Annotated in this window: 15 protein-coding genes; all 15 read right to left on the bottom strand. The window is 71.6% G+C overall.

What is annotated here, in order from left to right:
• Positions 1–9: 9 nt before the first annotated feature.
• Positions 10–2,046 (bottom strand): primosomal protein N' family DNA-binding protein, encoded by a 2,037-nt coding sequence (locus tag ACYQ1L_RS09050; RefSeq protein ID WP_460005787.1) that lies wholly within the window; start codon positions 2,044–2,046, stop codon positions 10–12.
• Positions 2,047–2,069: 23 nt separating this feature from the next.
• Entirely contained in the window at positions 2,070–3,266 is a 1,197-nt protein-coding gene (gene metK / locus ACYQ1L_RS09045) for a methionine adenosyltransferase (RefSeq protein WP_460003855.1), read from the bottom strand.
• A 133-nt stretch (positions 3,267–3,399) separates the two neighbouring features.
• Complete coding sequence (gene rpoZ / locus ACYQ1L_RS09040) at positions 3,400–3,654, bottom strand: DNA-directed RNA polymerase subunit omega (protein WP_460003854.1); 255 nt, start codon at positions 3,652–3,654, stop codon at positions 3,400–3,402.
• 62 nt (positions 3,655–3,716) lie between these two features.
• On the bottom strand, positions 3,717–4,631 hold the full coding sequence (gmk, locus tag ACYQ1L_RS09035; protein ID WP_460003853.1) for a guanylate kinase: 915 nt from the start codon (positions 4,629–4,631) through the stop codon (positions 3,717–3,719).
• On the bottom strand, positions 4,624–5,466 hold the full coding sequence (gene pyrF / locus ACYQ1L_RS09030) for an orotidine-5'-phosphate decarboxylase (RefSeq protein ID WP_460003852.1): 843 nt from the start codon (positions 5,464–5,466) through the stop codon (positions 4,624–4,626). The genes gmk and pyrF overlap by 8 nt, the downstream gene beginning before the upstream one ends.
• A complete protein-coding gene (gene carB, locus ACYQ1L_RS09025) occupies positions 5,463–8,750 on the bottom strand; it encodes a carbamoyl-phosphate synthase large subunit (RefSeq protein ID WP_460003851.1) in 3,288 nt (1,095 codons plus the stop codon). Before carB ends, pyrF begins: the two co-directional genes overlap by 4 nt.
• Positions 8,750–9,904 (bottom strand): glutamine-hydrolyzing carbamoyl-phosphate synthase small subunit, encoded by a 1,155-nt coding sequence (gene carA / locus ACYQ1L_RS09020; protein WP_460003850.1) that lies wholly within the window; start codon positions 9,902–9,904, stop codon positions 8,750–8,752. Before carA ends, carB begins: the two co-directional genes overlap by 1 nt.
• Positions 9,901–10,422, bottom strand: a complete 522-nt coding sequence (locus tag ACYQ1L_RS09015) for a PH-like domain-containing protein (RefSeq protein ID WP_460003849.1) — start codon at positions 10,420–10,422, stop codon at positions 9,901–9,903. Before ACYQ1L_RS09015 ends, carA begins: the two co-directional genes overlap by 4 nt.
• On the bottom strand, positions 10,419–11,726 hold the full coding sequence (locus ACYQ1L_RS09010) for a dihydroorotase (RefSeq protein WP_460005786.1): 1,308 nt from the start codon (positions 11,724–11,726) through the stop codon (positions 10,419–10,421). Before ACYQ1L_RS09010 ends, ACYQ1L_RS09015 begins: the two co-directional genes overlap by 4 nt.
• Positions 11,726–12,739 (bottom strand): aspartate carbamoyltransferase catalytic subunit, encoded by a 1,014-nt coding sequence (locus tag ACYQ1L_RS09005; RefSeq protein WP_460003848.1) that lies wholly within the window; start codon positions 12,737–12,739, stop codon positions 11,726–11,728. Before ACYQ1L_RS09005 ends, ACYQ1L_RS09010 begins: the two co-directional genes overlap by 1 nt.
• Positions 12,736–13,275 carry a bifunctional pyr operon transcriptional regulator/uracil phosphoribosyltransferase PyrR gene (pyrR, locus tag ACYQ1L_RS09000; protein ID WP_460003847.1) on the bottom strand — a complete coding sequence of 180 codons (540 nt, stop codon included), beginning with the start codon at positions 13,273–13,275 and terminating at the stop codon, positions 12,736–12,738. The genes ACYQ1L_RS09005 and pyrR overlap by 4 nt, the downstream gene beginning before the upstream one ends.
• Positions 13,276–13,383: 108 nt before the next feature.
• Entirely contained in the window at positions 13,384–14,973 is a 1,590-nt protein-coding gene (locus ACYQ1L_RS08995) for a Rieske 2Fe-2S domain-containing protein (protein ID WP_460003846.1), read from the bottom strand.
• Between the two features lie 97 nt (positions 14,974–15,070).
• Positions 15,071–18,037 carry a DEAD/DEAH box helicase gene (locus ACYQ1L_RS08990; RefSeq protein WP_460003845.1) on the bottom strand — a complete coding sequence of 989 codons (2,967 nt, stop codon included), beginning with the start codon at positions 18,035–18,037 and terminating at the stop codon, positions 15,071–15,073.
• A 118-nt stretch (positions 18,038–18,155) separates the two neighbouring features.
• Positions 18,156–18,566 carry a transcription antitermination factor NusB gene (gene nusB / locus ACYQ1L_RS08985; RefSeq protein WP_159575828.1) on the bottom strand — a complete coding sequence of 137 codons (411 nt, stop codon included), beginning with the start codon at positions 18,564–18,566 and terminating at the stop codon, positions 18,156–18,158.
• Between the two features lie 3 nt (positions 18,567–18,569).
• Positions 18,570–19,133 (bottom strand): elongation factor P, encoded by a 564-nt coding sequence (gene efp / locus ACYQ1L_RS08980; protein WP_045251985.1) that lies wholly within the window; start codon positions 19,131–19,133, stop codon positions 18,570–18,572.
• Positions 19,134–19,233 lie beyond the last annotated feature (100 nt).

Here is a 19,233-nt window from a genome sequence, read left to right as displayed (position 1 = left end):
GCGGCCGGGTCAGAGGTCGGGTTCGGTGATGTCGAGCCTCACGGAGAGCGTAGTCCGTGCGGTGCGGCCGCGGCCCCGCCGTCGGCCCATGGCCTCGGCGACAACGGCGGCGCGCAGGGTGGCGGCGACCCGCGCTCCTTCGGCATACGGGAAGCGCACCAGGGCGCGCTCGCGGCCGTCGGGATCGCCCTCGATGGGCACAGGGCCCAGCACCGCATCCGGGGGCAGGTGCAGGGCTCCGAGGTCGTCGAGGGCGCGCCGCACGCCGGCGGCGGTGCCCTCCAGCTGCGCGACGCGCACGGTGGGAGGCATCCGCAGCGGTGCGCGCTCGGCGAGCTCGGTGCGGGCGTAGGCGGCGTGCGACCACGTGGCGAGAGCGCGGGCCACGGGACCGTCGACGCCGACGAGGTGCACCGGCGCCCCGGGCGCCGCCAGCGCTGCGGCGTTCGACCACCAGCGCAGGCAGGATTCGCCGATGCGCAGCTCCGGCGCCTGCAGCATCCGGGAGCCGTCGAGCAGGACGACGGCGCGGTACCCGCCCTCCGCGAGCGGCTCCGCTCCGCGGGTCGCGACGACCAGGGCCGGCTTCGCACTCACCCGGTCCACCGGGTGGGCGCCGTCCGCGACGATCACTCGGATGCCGGGGAACGCGCGCCCGAGCTCCTCCGCCGTGCGTTCGCTGCCCGACGCCGCCAGGCGCACGGCCTCCCCGCCGCACGCGACGCACGCCCACGCCCGTGCGTCGCGGCCGCACCATCCGCACACGGGAGTCGCGCCGCGGTGAGCGGCGCCGAGCGGCCCGCCGCAGGAACGGCAGCGGGCCGGCGCGCGGCACGACGCGCAGACGAGGGTCGGTGAGAAGCCGGGGCGGGCGACCTGCAGCAGGACAGGGCCGGTCGCCGCGGCCTCGCGTGCCGTGAGGAAGGCGCGCGACGGCAGCCGCTGCCCGCGTCGATCCAGATCCTCGGTGGAGTCGAGCACGATCCGCGGCAGCAGCCGGCGTTCGGCCGCGATCGCGCGACACCATCCCGTCTCGACGAGCCGCTCGACGTCGGTCGTGCGGCTGTGCCCGGCGAACAGCAGGGCGGATCTCTCCTGCTCCTGCCGCAGCAGCGCCGCATCCCGCGCGTGCACGCCGGGAGCCAGCGGCTCCGCGAGCAGCCCGTCCCCGTCGTCCCACACCGCGACGAGACCCGCCCGCACCGGGGCGTAGACGGCCGAGCGGTTGCCCACGACGATGCACGGGGCGTCCTCGAGCGTGCGCAGGTAGGCGCGGTAGCGGTCGGGCCCGCTCTGGCGCGAGTCGAGCCGGGCGACGGGCACGCCCGGCGCCAGCGCGTCCAGCGCGGCGAGCAGCAGATCCAGATCCCTGTAGTCGGGCACCACGAGGATCGCCGACTCCCCCGCGGCGAACGTCTGAGCGCCGGCCGCGGCCAGCAGCCGCGTCCATTCCGGCAGCCCGTCTGCGGCGAGCCGCGCGATCGCCTCGACCGCCGCACGTCCCTTCTCGGCGAGGACCTCGGTCAGGCCGGCGTACTGGGCGATCGTCGCGCCCGCCTCGGCGCGAGGCCCGTCGACCGGTGCGCCGGCCGGCGCCGCCTCGTCCGGCGCCGCCTCGTCCGGCGCCGCCTCGTCCGGCTCCGCCGAGCCGGCGACCTGCCCGGGCGTCTCCGCACCGGCGGCGAGCCACGCCTTCTCCACGCGCACCTGGCGCTTGGGCACGATCAGCCGCAGCACGTCGGAAGCGCCGCCCGCGGCCCGGTCGGCGACGCGGCGGGCGAGGGTGTAGAGCCGCTCCGGCAGCACCTGCGCCCGGGAGACGACGGCCTCGATCTCGGCGAGCGGACGGGCGTCGTCGTCCTCGACGGCCAGCTCGACGACGAACGCGTCGACCATGCGCCCTGCGGACCGCAGCGGCACCCGCACGCGCACGCCGGGCAGCGCCTCGCCGGACAGCTCCTCCGGCACCGCGTAATCGAACAGACGATCCAGCTGCGGGACCGGCGAGTCCAGCAGCACACGGGCGATCGGTCGGGGCACGAGCAGGTCCTGCCGTTCCGAACGCGGGTTCAGAGGCCGGCGGCCCGGCGCAGGTCCTCCGCGCGGTTCGTCCGCTCCCAGGTGAACTCCGGCAGCTCGCGCCCGAAGTGCCCGTAGGCGGCTGTCGCGGCGTAGATCGGGCGCAGCAGGTCGAGCTCCTCGATGATCGCCTGCGGGCGCAGGTCGAACACCTCGCGGATCGCCCGCGTGATGATCTCGTCGTCGACCTTCCCGGTGCCGAACGTCTCCACGTACAGCCCCACCGGCTGAGCGACGCCGATCGCGTACGCCACCTGCACCTCGAGCCGATCGGCGAGTCCCGCGGCGACCGCGTTCTTGGCGACCCACCGCATCGCGTACGCGCCGGAGCGGTCGACCTTGGATGGGTCCTTGCCGCTGAAGGCGCCGCCGCCGTGGCGCGCCGCGCCGCCGTACGTGTCGATGATGATCTTGCGCCCGGTGAGGCCCGCGTCGCCCTTGGGCCCGCCCGTCACGAAGGGGCCGGCCGGGTTGATGTAGGGGGCTCTCATGCCGTCCAGGTCGAGCCCCGTCGTGGCGAGCACGGGGTCGATCACGTGCTCGCGGACGAGCGCCTGCAGCTCCTCCTGGGAGATGTCGGGGTTGTGCTGCGTGGAGAGCACCACCGTGTCCACGGTCTTCGGCGTGAAGCCGTCGTAGCCGAGGGTCACCTGGGTCTTGCCGTCGGGACGCAGGAACGGCAGCGTGCCGTCGCGGCGCACCTGGGTGAGCCGCTCCGCGAGGCGGTGGGCGGTCCACGCCGCCATCGGCATCAGCTGCGGCGTCTCGGTGGTCGCGAACCCGAACATGATGCCCTGGTCGCCGGCACCGAGGAGATCGCGCGGATCCGACGAACCCCCCTGGCGGTGCTCGTGCGCCTGGTCGACGCCGCTCGCGATGTCGGCGGACTGCTCGCCCACCGACACGCTGACGCCGCAGGAGGAGCCGTCGAAGCCCGTGTCGCTGGAGGTGTAGCCGATCCCGTTGACGACGTCGCGCACGATCGTGGGGATGTCGACGTACCCGGAGGTGCGGATCTCGCCGGCGACGTGCACGAGGCCCGTCGTCACCAGCGTCTCCACCGCGACCCGCGCGCCGGTGTCCACCGTGAGCAGTCCGTCCAGGATCGAGTCGGAGATCTGGTCGCAGATCTTGTCCGGGTGTCCCTCGGTGACGGACTCGGAGGTGAACAGACGCAGCGCGCTCATCGGTGCTCCCTAGGTGTGCAGGGCGGTTGGCGGGGCGGGATCGGCCCCGGGTGAGGGGCGGGGCGCCCGACCCCAGTATGGACGGAGCCGCCGACATCCCGGAAAAGGATGACGGCGGCTCCGTAAGGATCGCTCACTCCGCGTGGCGGATGCGGAGCTTGTCCTCGTTGATCTCGTGCAGCGCGATGGTCAGCGGCTTGTCCTCGACGGAGGAGTCGACCAGCGGTCCCACGTTGTCGAAGAGGTTGCCCTCGTGCAGGTCGGAGTAGTAGTCGTTGATCTGACGCGCGCGCTTGGCGGCGTAGATCACGAGCTCGTACTTCGACGAGACGCGCTCGAGGAGGTTGTCGATCGGCGGGTCGATGATGCCCTGGTTGTTTCCGGCCATGGTGGACCTCCTGAGTCTGGCGACGGTGCGTCGCGGTGAAGAATGAGGGGCGCGCTGAAGCGTCAGCGCGCGGAGTCTGCCGTCAATTCTACGACCTCGCGGGCGGCGGTGGCGACGTCCTCGTTGACCACGCGGTGATCGAACTCGCTCTGCGAAGCCAGTTCGACCTTCGCGGTGCGCAGCCGGCGCGCACGCTCCTCGGCGTCCTCGGTGCCCCGGCCGACGAGCCGCTGCACGAGCTCGTCCCAGGACGGGGGCAGCAGGAAGACGAGGTTCGCGGACGGATCCGCGGCGCGCACCTGTCGCGCGCCCTGCAGGTCGATCTCGAGCAGCACGGTCCTGCCGTCGGCGAGGGCCTGCTCGATCGGCTTGCGCGGAGTGCCGTAGCGGAACTTGTTGTGCACGGTCGCGTGTTCGAGCAGCTCCCCTTCGGCGATCATCCGGTCGAACTCGGCGTCGTCCACGAAGAAGTAGTGCACGCCGTCCTGCTCGCCCGGGCGGGGCGCGCGGGTGGTCGCCGACACGGAGAGGTGGATCTCGGGATAGTGCTCCCGGATGTACGCGGCCACGGTGCCCTTGCCCACAGCGGTCGGGCCGGCGAGCACCAGGAGCCGACTGCGGCCCGCACGCGGCTTCGGCAGCGGGAAGCGCGCGTCGACCCACGCCCGCAGCGCCTGCTGCTGCCGCACGCCGAGCCCGCCGAGCCGCTTGACCGGCGAGATGTGCAGGTCGGCGAGGATCCGGTCGCGCTTGCCGGCGCCGATCGCGGGCAGGGCGGTGAGGAAGTCCGGCACGCGGAGCGTCCCCGCGGTCGAGTTCGGATCGGCCGCCGCGGCCTGCAGCACGTCCTGCGGGGCGACGACGCGCATCGTCAGATCCCGCTTCAACGACGCCCGTGCGCGCCGGCGCTCGACCGCACGGCGAGCGGCGGCGACGCGATCGACCTCGGGCACCACGCGCCCTGCCGGTTCAACCACCCATGACCTCCTGGTAGCGCGCGGCGCGCTCTTCGATCGTCGCTGCGATCCGGTCCGGACCGGCGGACAGGATGCTCCGGCTCTCGGAAGCCAGGACGTTACCTGCCAGCGTACCGAATCTCGACCGCAGATCCGCAGGCGTGGCGCCCTGCGCGCCGAATCCGGGGGCGAGCAGCGGCACCGTGCGCAGCGTGTCGTCGTCGAGCGCGAAGGCGGCGCGGTCGATGGTCGCCCCCACCACGAGCCCGACGGATCCGAGCGCCCCGTCGTGCGCGTCGAGGGCGGTCACATCGCGGGTCACCCGCAGCGCGACGGTCTCCCCCGGGGTGCCCGTGCGCGCCTGCTGCACGGCCGCGCCCTCGGGGTTGCTCGTCGCGGCGAGCACGAACACGCCCTTGCCCGCGGGCAGGGCGCGCGTGATCGCCTCGGTCAGCGAGCCGCCGCCCAGGTACGGGCTGATCGTGAGCGCGTCCGCCTCCAGCGGCGCGCCGGGCTCGAGCCAGGCCTCGGCGTACCCCGCCATGGTGGTGCCGATGTCGCCGCGCTTGGCGTCCGCGACCACGAGCAGCCCCGCGGCGCGGGCGGCGGACATCACGTCCTCCAGCGCCGCGAAGCCTCGGGATCCGAACCGCTCGAAGAACGACACCTGCGGCTTGACCACGCCCGCGCGGCCGGCCGCGGCCTCGACCACCGTCAGGCCGAAGGCGCGGACGCCCTCGGCGCTCTGCGGCAGCCCCCAGGCGTCCAGGAGCGCCTCGTGCGGGTCGATGCCCACGCAGAGCGGCCCGCGCTCGTCGAGCGCGGATCGGAGCCGCGAGCCGAAGCCGGGGTTCACACCCGGGCCAGACGGTCGTGGGCGTACTCCTGGAGGCTGCGCACCGCGAAGCCCTTGTCCGCCGCATCCATGCCGCTCACGGCGGCGCCGAGCGTCGCGATCGTCGTGAACAGCGCCTTGTCCGCGGCGACGGCGGCTGCCCGGATCTCGTAGCCGTCCGCACGCGCTGCACCGCCCGAGGGCGTGTTCACGATGATGTCGATCGCGCCCTGGTCGATGAGGTCGACGATGTTCGTCTCCCCCGACGCCTGCGTCTCGCTGTACTTCTCGACGACGGTCACCGGGATGCCGTTGCGGGACAGGATCTCGGCCGTGCCCGCCGTGGCGACGATCGTGAAGCCGAGCTGGTGCAGTCGGTGCGCGGGCAGGATCACGGCGCGCTTGTCGGCGTCGGCGACCGAGATGAACACGGTGCCCGAGGTCGGGGTGCCGCCGTAGGCCGCCGCCTGGCTCTTCGCGAACGCGGTCGGGAAGTCGCGGTCGATGCCCATCACCTCACCGGTCGAGCGCATCTCCGGGCCGAGCACGGAGTCCACGATGCGGCCCTCGGCGGTGCGGAACCGCTTGAACGGCAGCACGGCCTCCTTGACCGACACCGGGGAGCCGAGCGGCACCCGGGATCCGTCGTTCTCCGGCAGCAGGCCCTCGCTCTTGAGCTCGTCGATCGTGGCGCCGGCCATGATGCGGCTCGCCGCCTTCGCCAGCGGGATGCCCAGCGCCTTGGACACGAACGGCACGGTGCGGCTCGCGCGGGGGTTCGCCTCGATGACGTACAGGACGCCGGCGCTGATCGCGAACTGCACGTTCAGCAGGCCCCGCACGCCGACGCCCTCGGCGATCGCGAGGGTCGCCTCGCGCACCCGGTCGATGTCGGTCCGTCCGAGCGAGACCGGGGGCAGCGTGCAGCTCGAGTCGCCGGAGTGGATGCCGGCCTCCTCGAGGTGCTCCATGACGCCGCCGATGTAGAGCTCGGATCCGTCGTACAGGGCGTCCAGGTCGATCTCGATCGCGTCGTCGAGGAAGCGGTCCACGAGCAGGGGCTTGCCCTCCTCGATGATGACCTCGCCCGCGGTGCGCACGAAGTAGTCGCGCAGCGCCTCGGTCGAGTACACGATCTCCATGCCCCGGCCGCCGAGCACGAAGCTCGGGCGCACCAGCACCGGGTAGCCGATCTCCTCGGCTACCGCGACGGCGCCGTCGACGTCGATCGCGGTGCCGTTGCGGGGCGCCACCAGGCCGGCATCGTCGAGCAGGCGCGAGAACAGCTCGCGCTCCTCGGCGAGGTCGATCGCCTCGGGGCTGGTGCCGAGCACCGTGTACCCGGCGGCCTCGATGCCCTTCGCGAGGCCCAGCGGGGTCTGGCCGCCGAGCTGGCAGACGACTCCGAGGATCTCCCCGCTCTGCGCCTCGGCGTGCAGCACCTCCAGCACGTCCTCGAGGGTCAGCGGCTCGAAGTACAGCCGGTCCGAGGTGTCGTAGTCCGTGGACACGGTCTCCGGGTTGCAGTTGACCATGACGGTCTCGAATCCGGCCTCCGAGAGCGCGAACGACGCGTGTACGCACGAGTAGTCGAACTCGACGCCCTGTCCGATGCGGTTCGGGCCGGATCCGATGATGACCACCTTGGAGCGGTCGGAGGGCGTGACCTCGGTCTCGCTGTCGTAGCTCGAGTAGTGGTACGGGGTGAGCGCGGGGAACTCCCCCGCGCAGGTGTCGACGGTCTTGTACACCGGGCGCACCCCGAGCGCGTGCCGGACGCCGCGCACCTCGGCCTCGGTGAGTCCGCGCAGCTGTGCGAACTGCGCATCCGAGAAGCCGTGGTCCTTGCCGAGGCGGAGGATCGCGGCATCGAGCTCGGGAGCGGTGCGGATCTGCTCGGCGACCTCGTTGATGAGGACGATCTGGTCGAGGAACCAGGGGTCGATCGCGGTGGCCGCGAAGGCCTGCTCGATCGTGGCGCCCTTGCGCAGCGCCTGCTGCACCACGACGATCCGGCCGTCGGTGGGAGTCTTCGACACCTCGAGCAGCTCCTCGACCGGGCGGGTCTCCTCGCCCCAGTGGAACGAGGATCCGCGCTTCTCCAGCGACCGCAGGGCCTTCTGCAGGGCCGTGGTGTAGTTGCGCCCGATCGCCATGGCCTCGCCCACCGACTTCATGGTGGTCGTGAGCGTGGCGTCGGCGGCGGGGAACTTCTCGAACGCGAACCGGGGGGCCTTGACGACCACGTAGTCGAGCGTGGGCTCGAAGCTCGCAGGGGTCACGCCGGTGATGTCGTTGGGGATCTCGTCGAGGCGGTAGCCGAGCGCGAGCTTGGCGGCGAGCTTGGCGATCGGGAAGCCGGTCGCCTTCGACGCCAGCGCCGAGGAGCGCGACACGCGGGGGTTCATCTCGATCACGATGACCCGGCCGTTCTCGGGGTTCACGGCGAACTGGATGTTGCAGCCGCCGGTGTCGACGCCCACGGCGCGGATGATGTCGATGCCGATGTTGCGCAGGTTCTGGTACTCGCGGTCGGTCAGCGTGAGCGCCGGGGCGACCGTGATCGAGTCGCCGGTGTGCACGCCGACGGGGTCGACGTTCTCGATCGAGCACACCACGACGGTGTTGTCGGCGGTGTCGCGCATGAGCTCGAGCTCGTACTCCTTCCAGCCGAGGATCGACTCCTCCAGGAGCACCTCGGTGGTCGGCGAGTCGTGCAGGCCCGCCCCGCCGATGCGGCGCAGGTCCTCCTCGTCGAACGCGAAGCCGGATCCGAGTCCGCCCATCGTGAACGAGGGGCGCACGACCAGCGGGTAGCCGAGCTTCTCGGCGCCGGCGAGCAGCTCGTCCATGGTGTGGCAGATGACCGATGCGGCCACGTCTGCACCGGCGTCGAGCACGAGCTGCTTGAAGATCTGCCGGTCCTCGCCCTTCTGGATGGCGTCGACCTTCGCGCCGATGAGCTCGACGCCGTACTTCTCCAGGATCCCGCGCTCGTGGAGAGCCATCGCGGCGTTGAGCGCGGTCTGGCCGCCGAGGGTGGGCAGGATCGCGTCCGGCTTCTCCTTGGCGATGATCGTCTCGATGACCTCGGGGGTGATCGGCTCGATGTACGTGGCGTCGGCGAAGTCCGGGTCGGTCATGATCGTGGCCGGGTTGGAGTTGACGAGGATGACGCGGACGCCCTCCTCGCGGAGCACCCGGCAGGCCTGGGTGCCGGAGTAGTCGAACTCGCAGGCCTGACCGATGACGATGGGGCCGGATCCGATGACGAGGACGGAGTGGATGTCGTCGCGCTTGGGCATTACTTGCTGTCCTTCTTTGCGAGGTGGGCGACGACGACGTCGCGGAAACGGTCGAAGAGGTAGTTGGCGTCGTGCGGGCCGGCGGCGGCCTCGGGGTGGTACTGCACCGAGAAGGCCGGGATGTCGAGGGCGCGCAGCCCCTCGACCACCCGGTCGTTGAGGCCGACGTGGCTGACCTCGACCTTGCCGTAGCCGTTCGGGCTGTCGAAGGATCCCTCGACAGGCGCCTCGACCGCGAAGCCGTGGTTGTGCGCGGTGATCTCGACCCGGCCGGTGGCCTTGTCCAGCACCGGCTGGTTGATGCCGCGGTGTCCGAAGGTGAGCTTGTAGGTGCCGAGTCCGAGCGCGCGGCCGAACAGCTGGTTGCCGAAGCAGATGCCGAAGTACGGCAGCCCCGCGTCGAGCACCTCGCGGAGCACGGCCACCTGGCCGTCGGACGCCGAGGGGTCCCCCGGGCCGTTCGAGTAGAACACCGCGACCGGCTCGACCGCCATGATGTCCGCGAAGGTCGAGGACTGCGGCAGCACGTGCACGTCGAAGCCGCGCGCGGCGAGGTTGTCGAGCGTGGACTGCTTGACGCCGAGGTCGAGCACGGCGAGGTTGCCGATCCGCTCCTGCGCCGTGGACGGCGTGAGCTCGGCGACGGAGACCGAGACCTGGGCGGACAGGTTCTGTCCGGCCATCTCGGGCGCCTCGGTGACGAGGCGCAGCTGCTCGTCGGCGTCCAGCGCGGCGTCGGCCCCGGAGAAGATGCCGCCGCGCATGGATCCGGCGGAGCGGATGTGCCGGGTGACGGCGCGGGTGTCGATGCCGCTGATGCCGACGATCCCGTCGCGCACCAGGGTGTCGTCGAGCGAGCTGTTCGCCCGCCAGTTCGACACGACGCGCGAGGGGTCGCGCACGATGTAGCCGGCCACCCAGATGCGGCGGGACTCGGGGTCCTCGTCGTTCATCCCGGTGTTGCCGATGTGCGGCGCGGTCTGCAGGACGATCTGCCCTGCGTAGGACGGATCGGTGAGCGTCTCCTGGTACCCGGACATGCCGGTGGCGAAGACGACCTCGCCGAGAGTGGTGCCGCGGGCGCCGTAGGCGCGACCGACGTGGCGCGTGCCGTCCTCGAGGACCAGCACGGCGGAATCGTGGGAAAGGGTCATTCGGAGTCTCCCGTCTCGGAGCCAGCGCACAGGCGCTGCAGGTCGGTGAGGGCGGCGCCCTGGGCGTCAGCGTGGCCCAGGTCGCCGGTGATGCGGAGGTAGCTGTCGACGAGCGTGCCGTCGTCGGTGTGCCAGACCAGGCGGATCAGTCCGCCCGGTTCCACGGCGCGGTCGATGGTGACCGTGGCCCGGTCCGCGGCGACGAGACGCGCCGTCGCGAGGAACACGGTGGGCGAGCCGTCCAGGCTCAGGGCCGCGCCGCGGTCGGTGATGGCGAGCTCGCCGCGGGCGCGGTAGACGAGGGGGCGCACCGCGAGCCGCTCCAGGGAGTGGTCGTGCTTCGTCGTCGCCACGTACAGCGTCTCGTAGCGGGTGAGGACCTCGGCGTGCTCGGGCACCCCGATCGGCGCGGTGAGGCCGGCATCCCGGCGCAGCCGCGCCCGCCACGCCAGCACGCCGGCGAGGATGAGCAGCACGGCGACCCCGAGCACGATCGCTCCCGCGAGCTGCTGGTTCACGAGCGCCCCTCGAGCGTCGCGAGCACGCCGTCCTCGAGCGTCAGGTAGCCGCGGTGCACGGTCCAGCGCACGCTGCCCGGCAGCTCACGACCCAGGTACGGCGAATTCGTGCTCTGCCCGTGCAGATCCGGCTCGGCGAACACGCCCTGGGCGTCCGCGTCGTAGAGCGTGAACTCCGCGGGCTGCCCTGCCGCGATCGGCGTGCCGTGGCCGGCGAGGGATCCGATGCGCGCGGGCGCGGCGCTCATGACGCGGGCGACGTCCGCCCAGTCGAGCAGCCCCGTCTGCACCATGGCCTGATGCACCACGCGCAGGGCCGACTCCAGCCCGACCATGCCGTTCGCGGCGGCCTGCCACTCGCAGGCCTTCGCCTCGCTCGGGTGCGGGGCGTGGTCGGTGGCGACGATGTCGATCGTGCCGTCGGCGAGGCCCTCGCGCACCGCGAGGACGTCCTCCTGGGTGCGCAGCGGCGGGTTGACCTTGAACCGCGCGTCGTAGCCGCGGGCCAGCTCGTCGGTCAGCAGCAGGTGGTGCGGCGTGACCTCGGCGGTCACGGCGACCCCGCGCTTCTTCGCCCAGCGGATCAGCTCGACGGATCCGGCGGTGGAGAGGTGACAGACGTGCAGGCGGGATCCGACGTGCTCGGCGAGCAGGATGTCGCGCGCGATGATCGACTCCTCGGCTACGGCGGGCCACCCGGCGAGACCCAGCTCGGCCGACACGGCGCCCTCGTTCAGCTGGGCGCCCTCGGTGAGCCGGGGATCCTGGGCGTGCTGCGCGATGACGCCGTCGAACGCCTTCACGTACTCGAGCGCGCGGCGCATGATGAGCGGGTCCCACACGCAGAAGCCGTCGTCGCTGAACACGCGCACGTTCGCGCGGGAGGAGGCCATCGCGCCGAGCTCCGCGAGCCGCTCTCCCTTCTGCCCGACGGTGACCGCGCCGATCGGCTGCACCGTGGCGTAGCCGGCGGCCTCGCCGAGGGCGAGCTCCTGCTCGACGACGCCGGCGGAGTCGGCGACGGGAGAGGTGTTGGGCATCGCGAAGACAGCCGTGAAGCCGCCCGCGGCCGCGGCCCGGGTCCCGGAGAGCACGGTCTCGCTCGCCTCGTAGCCGGGCTCGCGCAGGTGGGTGTGCAGGTCGACGAGACCCGGCAGGGCGACGAGCCCGTCGGCGTCGATGACCCGGGCTCCGGCGGCGCCGAGGCCGGAGCCGACCTCGGCGATCAGGCCGTCCTGCACGAGGATGTCGGCGGATTCGCATCCGAGGATCTTCGCGCCGCGGAACAGCAGGCTCTCGGTCATCATCGGTCTCCCCTGCTCGCTTCGGCGCTGCTCGCCTCAACCTTGTTCACATCGATCTCCTCGCTCGCCGCGGGACGCTCCCCGGCCAGCAGCACGTAGAGCGCCGCCATCCGCACGGACACGCCGTTCGCGACCTGCTCCAGCACGGTGGAGCGGGCGGAGTCCGCGGCGTCGGAGGAGATCTCCAGGCCGCGGTTCATCGGACCGGGGTGCATCACGATCGTATCGTCGGGCAGCAGCCGCAGGCGGGTGGCGTCCAGGCCCCAGCGCCGGGTGTACTCGCGCTCGGACGGGAAGAACGCCGCCTGCATGCGCTCGAGCTGGATCCGCAGCATCATCACCGCGTCCGCGCCCTCGGCCAGCGCCGCGTCCAGGTCGTAGAGCACCCGGACGGGCCAGGCGGTGACATCCTGCGGGATCAGCGTCGGCGGGGTGACCAGCGTGACCTCCGCCCCGAGCGTCGACAGCAGCCAGACGTTGGAGCGGGCGACGCGCGAGTGCAGCACGTCGCCGACGATCACGACGCGCACGCCGGACAGGTCGCGGCCCCGGCTGTCCGCGCCGAAGCGGCGCTTGCGGATCGTGTACGCGTCGAGCAGCGCCTGCGTGGGGTGCTCGTGCGTGCCGTCGCCGGCGTTCACGACGCCGGCGGAGATCCAGCCGCTGGTGGCGAGGGTGCGCGGCGCGCCGGAGGCCGAGTGCCGCACCACGACGGCGTCGGCGCCGATCGCCTCCAGGGTCTGGGCGGTGTCCTTCAGGCTCTCGCCCTTGGACACGCTGGATCCCTTGGCCGCGAAGTTGATCACGTCCGCGGAGAGGCGCTTGGCCGCTGCCTCGAAGGAGATGCGGGTGCGCGTGGAGTCCTCGAAGAACAGGTTGACCACGGTCTTGCCGCGCAGCGTCGGCAGCTTCTTGACCTCGCGGGACTGGGTGTCGGCCATGTCCTCGGCGATGTCGAGGATGCGCAGCGCGTCCTCGCGGGCGAGGGTGCGGGTGTCGAGCAGATGCCTCATGCGTCGCTCCCCTCGATCGACACGTACTCCTCGCCGTCGTCCTCGCGCAGGCGCACATTCACGCGTTCGGCGCGCGAGGACGGGATGTTCTTGCCGACGAAGTCGGGGCGGATCGGCAGCTCGCGGTGGCCGCGGTCGACGAGGATCGCGAGCCGCACCACGGCCGGCCGTCCGATCGACTGCAGCGCGTCGAGCGCGGCACGGATGCTGCGGCCGGAGAACAGCACGTCGTCGACGAGGACGACCGTCTTGCCGTCGATGCCGCCGGCCGGGATGTCGGTGCGGTGCGGCGAGCGGGTGGGGTGCTTCGCGAGATCGTCGCGGAACAGCGTCACGTCCAGTGCTCCCACCGGAACGGCGACCTGTGCGATCTCGCTGATCAGCAGCGCGAGGCGCTCGGCGAGCGGGACCCCGCGGGTCGGGATGCCCAGGAGGACGAGATCCGCCGCTCCCCGGTTGGATTCGAGGATCTCGTGGGCGATGCGCGTCACGGCGCGCCTGATGTCGGCTTCCTGCAGCACGATGCGTGCGCTCATCCGCCGGCTCCCTTCTCCGCCTCACAGGACGGTGTTAAAGGTTGCTTCTGTCGGTGCGTCCAGTCTACCGGAGCGACCAGGCCGCCCCGAACCGCGTGTCGGGGTCGCTCAGCCCGCGGACTGCAGCGCCTCGCGCGCCGCGCGGCCGGTCTCGATGATGCGCGAGGCGCGGATCGGGTGCCCGCTCGTGGAGAGGCACCGCCCGGTCTTCAGGTCCCACTTCCAGTCGTGCATGCTGCAGGTCAGCACGCCGTCCTCGTCCACGGAGCCGGTGCGGGTGAGGTCCGCGCGCAGGTGCGGGCAGCGTCGCTGCACGACCCAGTCGCCGATCTCCGCATCCTCGGTCTGGTCGGTCTGCTCCTGATACCAGTTCTCGACGTACTCGATGCGATCGACCGAGAGGCACTTCAGGAACGTGGTGAGGAACTCGTTGAACTTGCCGCTGCGGCCCACCGAGAACTGCATCGACAGGAAGATCGAGTTCGACCAGTCGATCTCGTGGTCGGCGATGTTCGTGGAGACCAGGTCCGCCGGGATCGTGTACCAGTAGATGCACTCCTCCCCCGCGTACTCGCGCACCTTCGCCTTGGGGAAGTCGACCACCATGTCCAGCTCTCCGATGCGGAAGCGGACGTTGCCGCCCACGCCCAGGCGGATCGTGCGGGACTTCTTCAGCAGCGGCTCCCACCATTCCTTGATCGCGGCGAGCATCTCCTCGGGCGGCAGGATCGGCGCACGGCGCGCCTCCTCGTCGCGCAGCTCCTGCTGGCGGCTGGCCCGCTGCTGCTCGAGGTAGTCCCACTTCTCCTCGAAGATGTGGCGCAGCTCCTCCTCGGAGTACAGCGTCTGCTCCACGGAGACGAGCGCGCGGTCCTCGAGGGTGACCAAGGTGCCGGGAACGAACAGGTGCCCGTCGTACTGCGGGGCGAGCTCGTTCATGTGGGCGAGGAACTGCTTCTGGTCGGTGAAGATCGACTCGCCGTTGCGGCCGGTGCCGTTGAAGTCGAACAGCTCGTCGCGCAGGAACATCGGCGGGCCCGCCATCGGGAAGACGTGCGGCGCGTCGACCTTCTCGATGTAGTACATCGCGCGCTTGTTCTGCGCCTCGCGCTTGAGACGCGCGAAGTTCTGCTTGGCGTCGAGGGGCAGGTCGTAGACCATGGGCCACCAGATGGCGCCGGAGACCTGGGTGAAGTACGCGTCCGGCTTGCCGAAGGCCATCAGCTTCTCGAGGTCGAGGGGGTGCGAGTCGTTCTGGTTCAGCACGGATCCGGTGCCGTCGTCGACGCTGAGCGAGGAGTCGCCGATGGGGCCGTCGCTCGGCGCGCGCAGCGGCGTGATCATGATCTTGAGCACGCCGCGCTCGATGATCTCGCCGGCGGGTGCGTAGGTGATGTTGTCGTAGCCGAGGGCGCGCAGGTCCTGTTCGAGATCGTCCGTCGGGTACTCCGGCAGCAGCACCTCGATGTCCTTGCGGATGTAGCGCTCGAGCAGGCGCGGGTCGAAGTGGTCGCGGTGCCGGTGCGAGATGTACAGGAAGTCGGCGTCCCGGCCGAGGCGCTCCCAGTCGAGCCCGCGGTTGTCGGGGAACGGGAACCAGGAGCCGTAGAACGACGGGCCGAGCACGGGGTCGCAGATGATGTTCCCGCCGGCTGTCTCGATGAACATCCCGGCGTGTCCGAGTCCCGTGATCCGCATGCTTCTCCTCCTGTGCAACCCTGTCGATCCTACCGGGGCGATGCCGCGGCGGCCTGGAGACGGCCCGTGCATAAACCGGATCCCGCGGCGTGCGGCCTCAGCTCAGCAGCTCCCGGATGTCGTCCGCGGTGAGGGCCTGCGCGAAGAGGTCCTCGTCGTCCAGGACCGCGGAGAACAGCCGGGCCTTGCGCTGCTGCAGCGCGAGCACCTTCTCCTCGATCGTGCCCGCGGCGATCATGCGGTAGACGAACACCGGGTTCTCCTGGCCGATCCGGTGGGCTCGGTCGGCCGCCTGCGCCTCGGCCGCCGGGTTCCACCACGGATCGAGCAGGAAGACGTAGTCGGCCTCGGTGAGGGTGAGCCCGGTGCCGCCCGCCTTCAGGCTCAGCAGGAACGCGTCCTGGTCGCCTTCGCGGAACTCCTGCACCACCCGGTCCCGGTCGCGCGTGGAGCCGTCCAGATACGACACGCGCAGGCCGGCACGGCGGAGACGTTCGGCCGCGAGGCCCAGGAACGAGGTGAACTGGCTGAACACGAGCGCGCGATGGCCCTCCGCGCGCAGCTCGAACAGGCGCTCGACCAGCTCCTCCAGCTTGCGCGAGGGGATCCCGGCATCCTCCCCGTCGATGAGACCGGGTGCGAGGCTCAGCATCCGCAGCATGGTGAGGGAGCGGAAGACGATGAAGCGCTGCCGGTCGAGGTCGGGCAGCAACCCGAGGATCTTCTGACGCTCGCGCTGCAGCACGGTGTCGTAGCGGTGCCGGTGGGCGGGACCGAGCTCGACGCTCAGCACCTGCTCCTGGCGCTCCGGCAGCTCCGGCGCGACGAGCTCCTTGGTGCGGCGGATGAGGAACGGGCGGATCCGCCGGCGCAGCAGCTCGATACGGGACCGCCGGTACGGGGCGCCCTCGGCGTTCTCGGGCACCTTGCCCTGCTCGATCGGCTGGATGAAGTCCTCGCGGAACTTCCGCGCCGATGCGAACAGACCCGGCGACGTGAGACTCAAGATGGCCCACAGCTCGGCCAGCCCGTTCTCCAGGGGCGTGCCGGTGGCGGCGTACACGGCCCGGGCGTCGAGCGCCGCGACGGCCCGGTGCTGGCGGGTGGCCGGGTTCTTCACGTGCTGCGCCTCGTCCAGGACCACTCCAGCCCAGCGCCGGCGTGCGAAGTCCTCCGCGTCGAGGCGCAGCAGCGTGTAGGAGGTGATGACGAGATCGGCGCCGGCGATGTGCGGCCCCAGCGCGACGCCGTGCGCGTGACGCGTGCGGTCGACGACCGCGACCCGCAGGCCCGGCGCGAAGCGCTCCGCCTCGCGCTGCCACACCGGCAGCACCGAGGTCGGCGCGACGACGAGCCAGGGGGCGCGATCGTGCTCCGCTCCTACGTCCGGCGTCGGCTCCTGAACGGCGTGCGCGATGAGAGCGAGCAGCTGCAGCGTCTTGCCGAGTCCCATGTCGTCGGCGAGGATGCCGCCGAGCCGGTGCTGCCACAGGCGTGCGAGGCGCGTGAAGCCCTCGTGCTGGTACGGGCGCAGCCGCGCGGTGATGGCCGCGGGCACGGCGACCGGATCCAGCCCGGGATCGGCGCGCAGGCTCTGCACCGCCGCTCGCCAGGTCTGCGCTGCGACCGTCTCGTCCGCGAGGTCCTCGAAGTCCTCCCACAGGGCGAGGTGCGTGCGCGGGATCCGCGGGCCCGCCTCCCATTCCGCGAGGTCGGCGGCCTCGTCGAGCAGCTCCTTGAGCCGGTCGAATGCCGGGTGCCGCAGGGAGAACCAGGTGTTGTCGGAGAGCTTGAGCTTGCCCTGCCGCAGCGCGAGGGCGCGGAACAGCGGTTCGAACGGGATGCTGCGCCCGTCGATGCGCACGACGAATCCGAGGTCGAACCAGTCCGGATCCGTGCTCTCCACGACGTTCACGGTGATCGCCGGATCCCCGGTGAGCTCGGGATAGGCGCGGGGCGCCCCGGTGCGTTCGACGATGATCCCGCGCTCCTCCAGAGCGGGGACGAAGACCGAGACGAACTCGGCGGCGTCGGCGTCGCGGAGCGTTCCGCCGAGCGAGAAGGGCAGCCCGGTGACGGCGGTCCAGTCGGACACGACCTCGTCGCGTCGCGCGGCTTCGGCCTCGGCGTCGCGGACCGGGGAGGCGGCCGCCTGCTCGTCCAGCGGGAAGCGCCGGTATCCGGGGTAATCCCAGCAGAGCTCGTAGGCCACGACGTCGGCAGGGCGGAAGTCCAGCACGAGCGTGGGCACCGGCCGCGGAGGCTCCGGCAGGGTCACGCCCTTGCCCGGCCGGATGTGGGCGGAGCGCCGCAGCAGCGGGTAGGCCTCGCGGAAGAATGCGGCGCGATCCACGGGCGCCACGGAGAGGCCGCCGGGCGCTTCCAGCAGTGCCCGAGCAGTGTCGGAGAGCGCGACGGGCCCCAGCACGAGCTGGATGTCGGCTCCGAGCACGCGGTGCGCGTAGACCCCACCGGATCCGATCGGCCGCACGGCGGCTCCGTCGAGCGGCTCACCGTCCAGGTCGATTGCGGCGGCGACGGTCAGACCGCCCCCGCGCGTCCCGTTCAGGTCCACCCGGACGCGCAGCCGGTCGGTCCACTGCAGCAGGGTGCTGCGCTCCGTCGGCACCAGCGCGATGCCGGCGTCCGCGGCCGCGGCCAGCTGCGGCCACAGCAGCGGCGAGGCCACGGGATCCAGCAGCAGCCAGTCCCCCGCCGTCCCGGACAGCAGCGAGTCTCGGGAGATGCTGAGCAGGTCGGCGAACCAGCGCGACTGCGTCGCCCGGAAACGCGTCCCCGGCCGGCGCACCGCATCCCAGTCGGCATCGGATTGCACCCAGGAGTCGCCCGCGTCGTTGCGCCGGAGCGGACGCACGGCGAGGAAGAGCTCTCCGGGATCCTTGACGAGATCGCGGGCGGTCGCCGTGCGCAGCGGGCGCGCGCCCCAGTGGCGGGCGTCCGCGACGTCGCGGCGGCGCAGCTCCACGCCGAGCGCCAGCGGCGTGCCTCCCGCGCCGGCGGAGGGCAACAGGACGCGCCAGTCGTCGGGCTCAGCGGTGGTCATCGGATCCATCCTCGCCCCGACCACGGACACCCGTCCTCCGTCCCTGAGCGCGTCGCAGGGTCCGATGACGGGAGTCCAGGCGCTGCGACGGTCGCAGCGACCTGGGGGCGCGGCCGGCTCAGGCCGAACGGGCCACGCGCGCCAGCACGCCGTGCACGAAGGCGCCGGACTCGTCGGTGGAGAACTCCTTGGCGAGCTCCACGGCCTCGTCGATCGCGACCGCGGTCGGAACCTCGTCGTTGTGCAGGATCTCCCACACGCCGATGCGCAGCAGCGCCCGGTCGACGGCCGGCATCCGGTCCAGCTTCCAGTCCCGGCTGTGCGTGGTGATCTGCTCGTCGATCTCGTCGCGCTGATCGATGATCCCGTCGACGATCTCGCGCGCGTACAGCCACGAGGCCTCGCGGGCGGGCTCCGCGGCGGCGCGCTTGGCCTCCGCGGCGAGCGTCACCGCGAGGTCGTCGCCGCGCACGTCGGCCGAGAAGAGGATGTCGAGGGCGCGCTTGCGCGCCTTGGTCCTGGCGCCCACGCGTCAGTCGTTGATGCGGCCGAGGTAGCCGCCGGTGCGCGTGTCGACCTTGACCTTGGTGCCGGTCTCGAGGAACAGCGGGACCTGGATCTCGTAGCCGGTCTCGAGCGTCGCGGGCTTGGTGCCGGCCGAGGAGCGGTCGCCCTGCAGGCCGGGCTCGGTGTAGGTCACCTCGAGCACGACCGAGGCGGGCAGCTCGATGTACAGCGGGTTTCCGTTGTTCAGCGCGATCTGGACCGACTGGTTCTCGAGCATGAAGTTCTTGGCGTCGCCGACGGTGGCCGCGGGGACGTTGATCTGGTCGTAGTCCTCCTGGTCCATGAACACGAAGTTGTCGCCGTCCGTGTACAGGTAGGTGAAGTCGCGACGGTCCACGTTCTCGATGTCGACCTTGGCGCCGGCGTTGTACGTGCGGTCGACGACCTTGCCGCTGACGACGTTCTTCAGCTTGGTGCGGACGAACGCGCCGCCCTTGCCGGGCTTGACGTGCTGGAACTCGATGACGTTCCAGAGCTGCCCGTCGATGGAGAGGACGACGCCGTTCTTGATGTCTGCAGTGGATGCCATGGGTCTGAGAAGTCCGTTCTGAAGTCTGCGCGGTCGATCGACCGACGTCCCATCTTACGCGATGCCCACCGGACGGCCGGTGGGAGCAGTCCGTCCCGGC

The organism is Microbacterium xylanilyticum, assembly GCF_054654695.1.
Note: the sequence above shows the minus strand (reverse complement) of the source record. Positions and strands in the feature narration are given on the sequence as shown.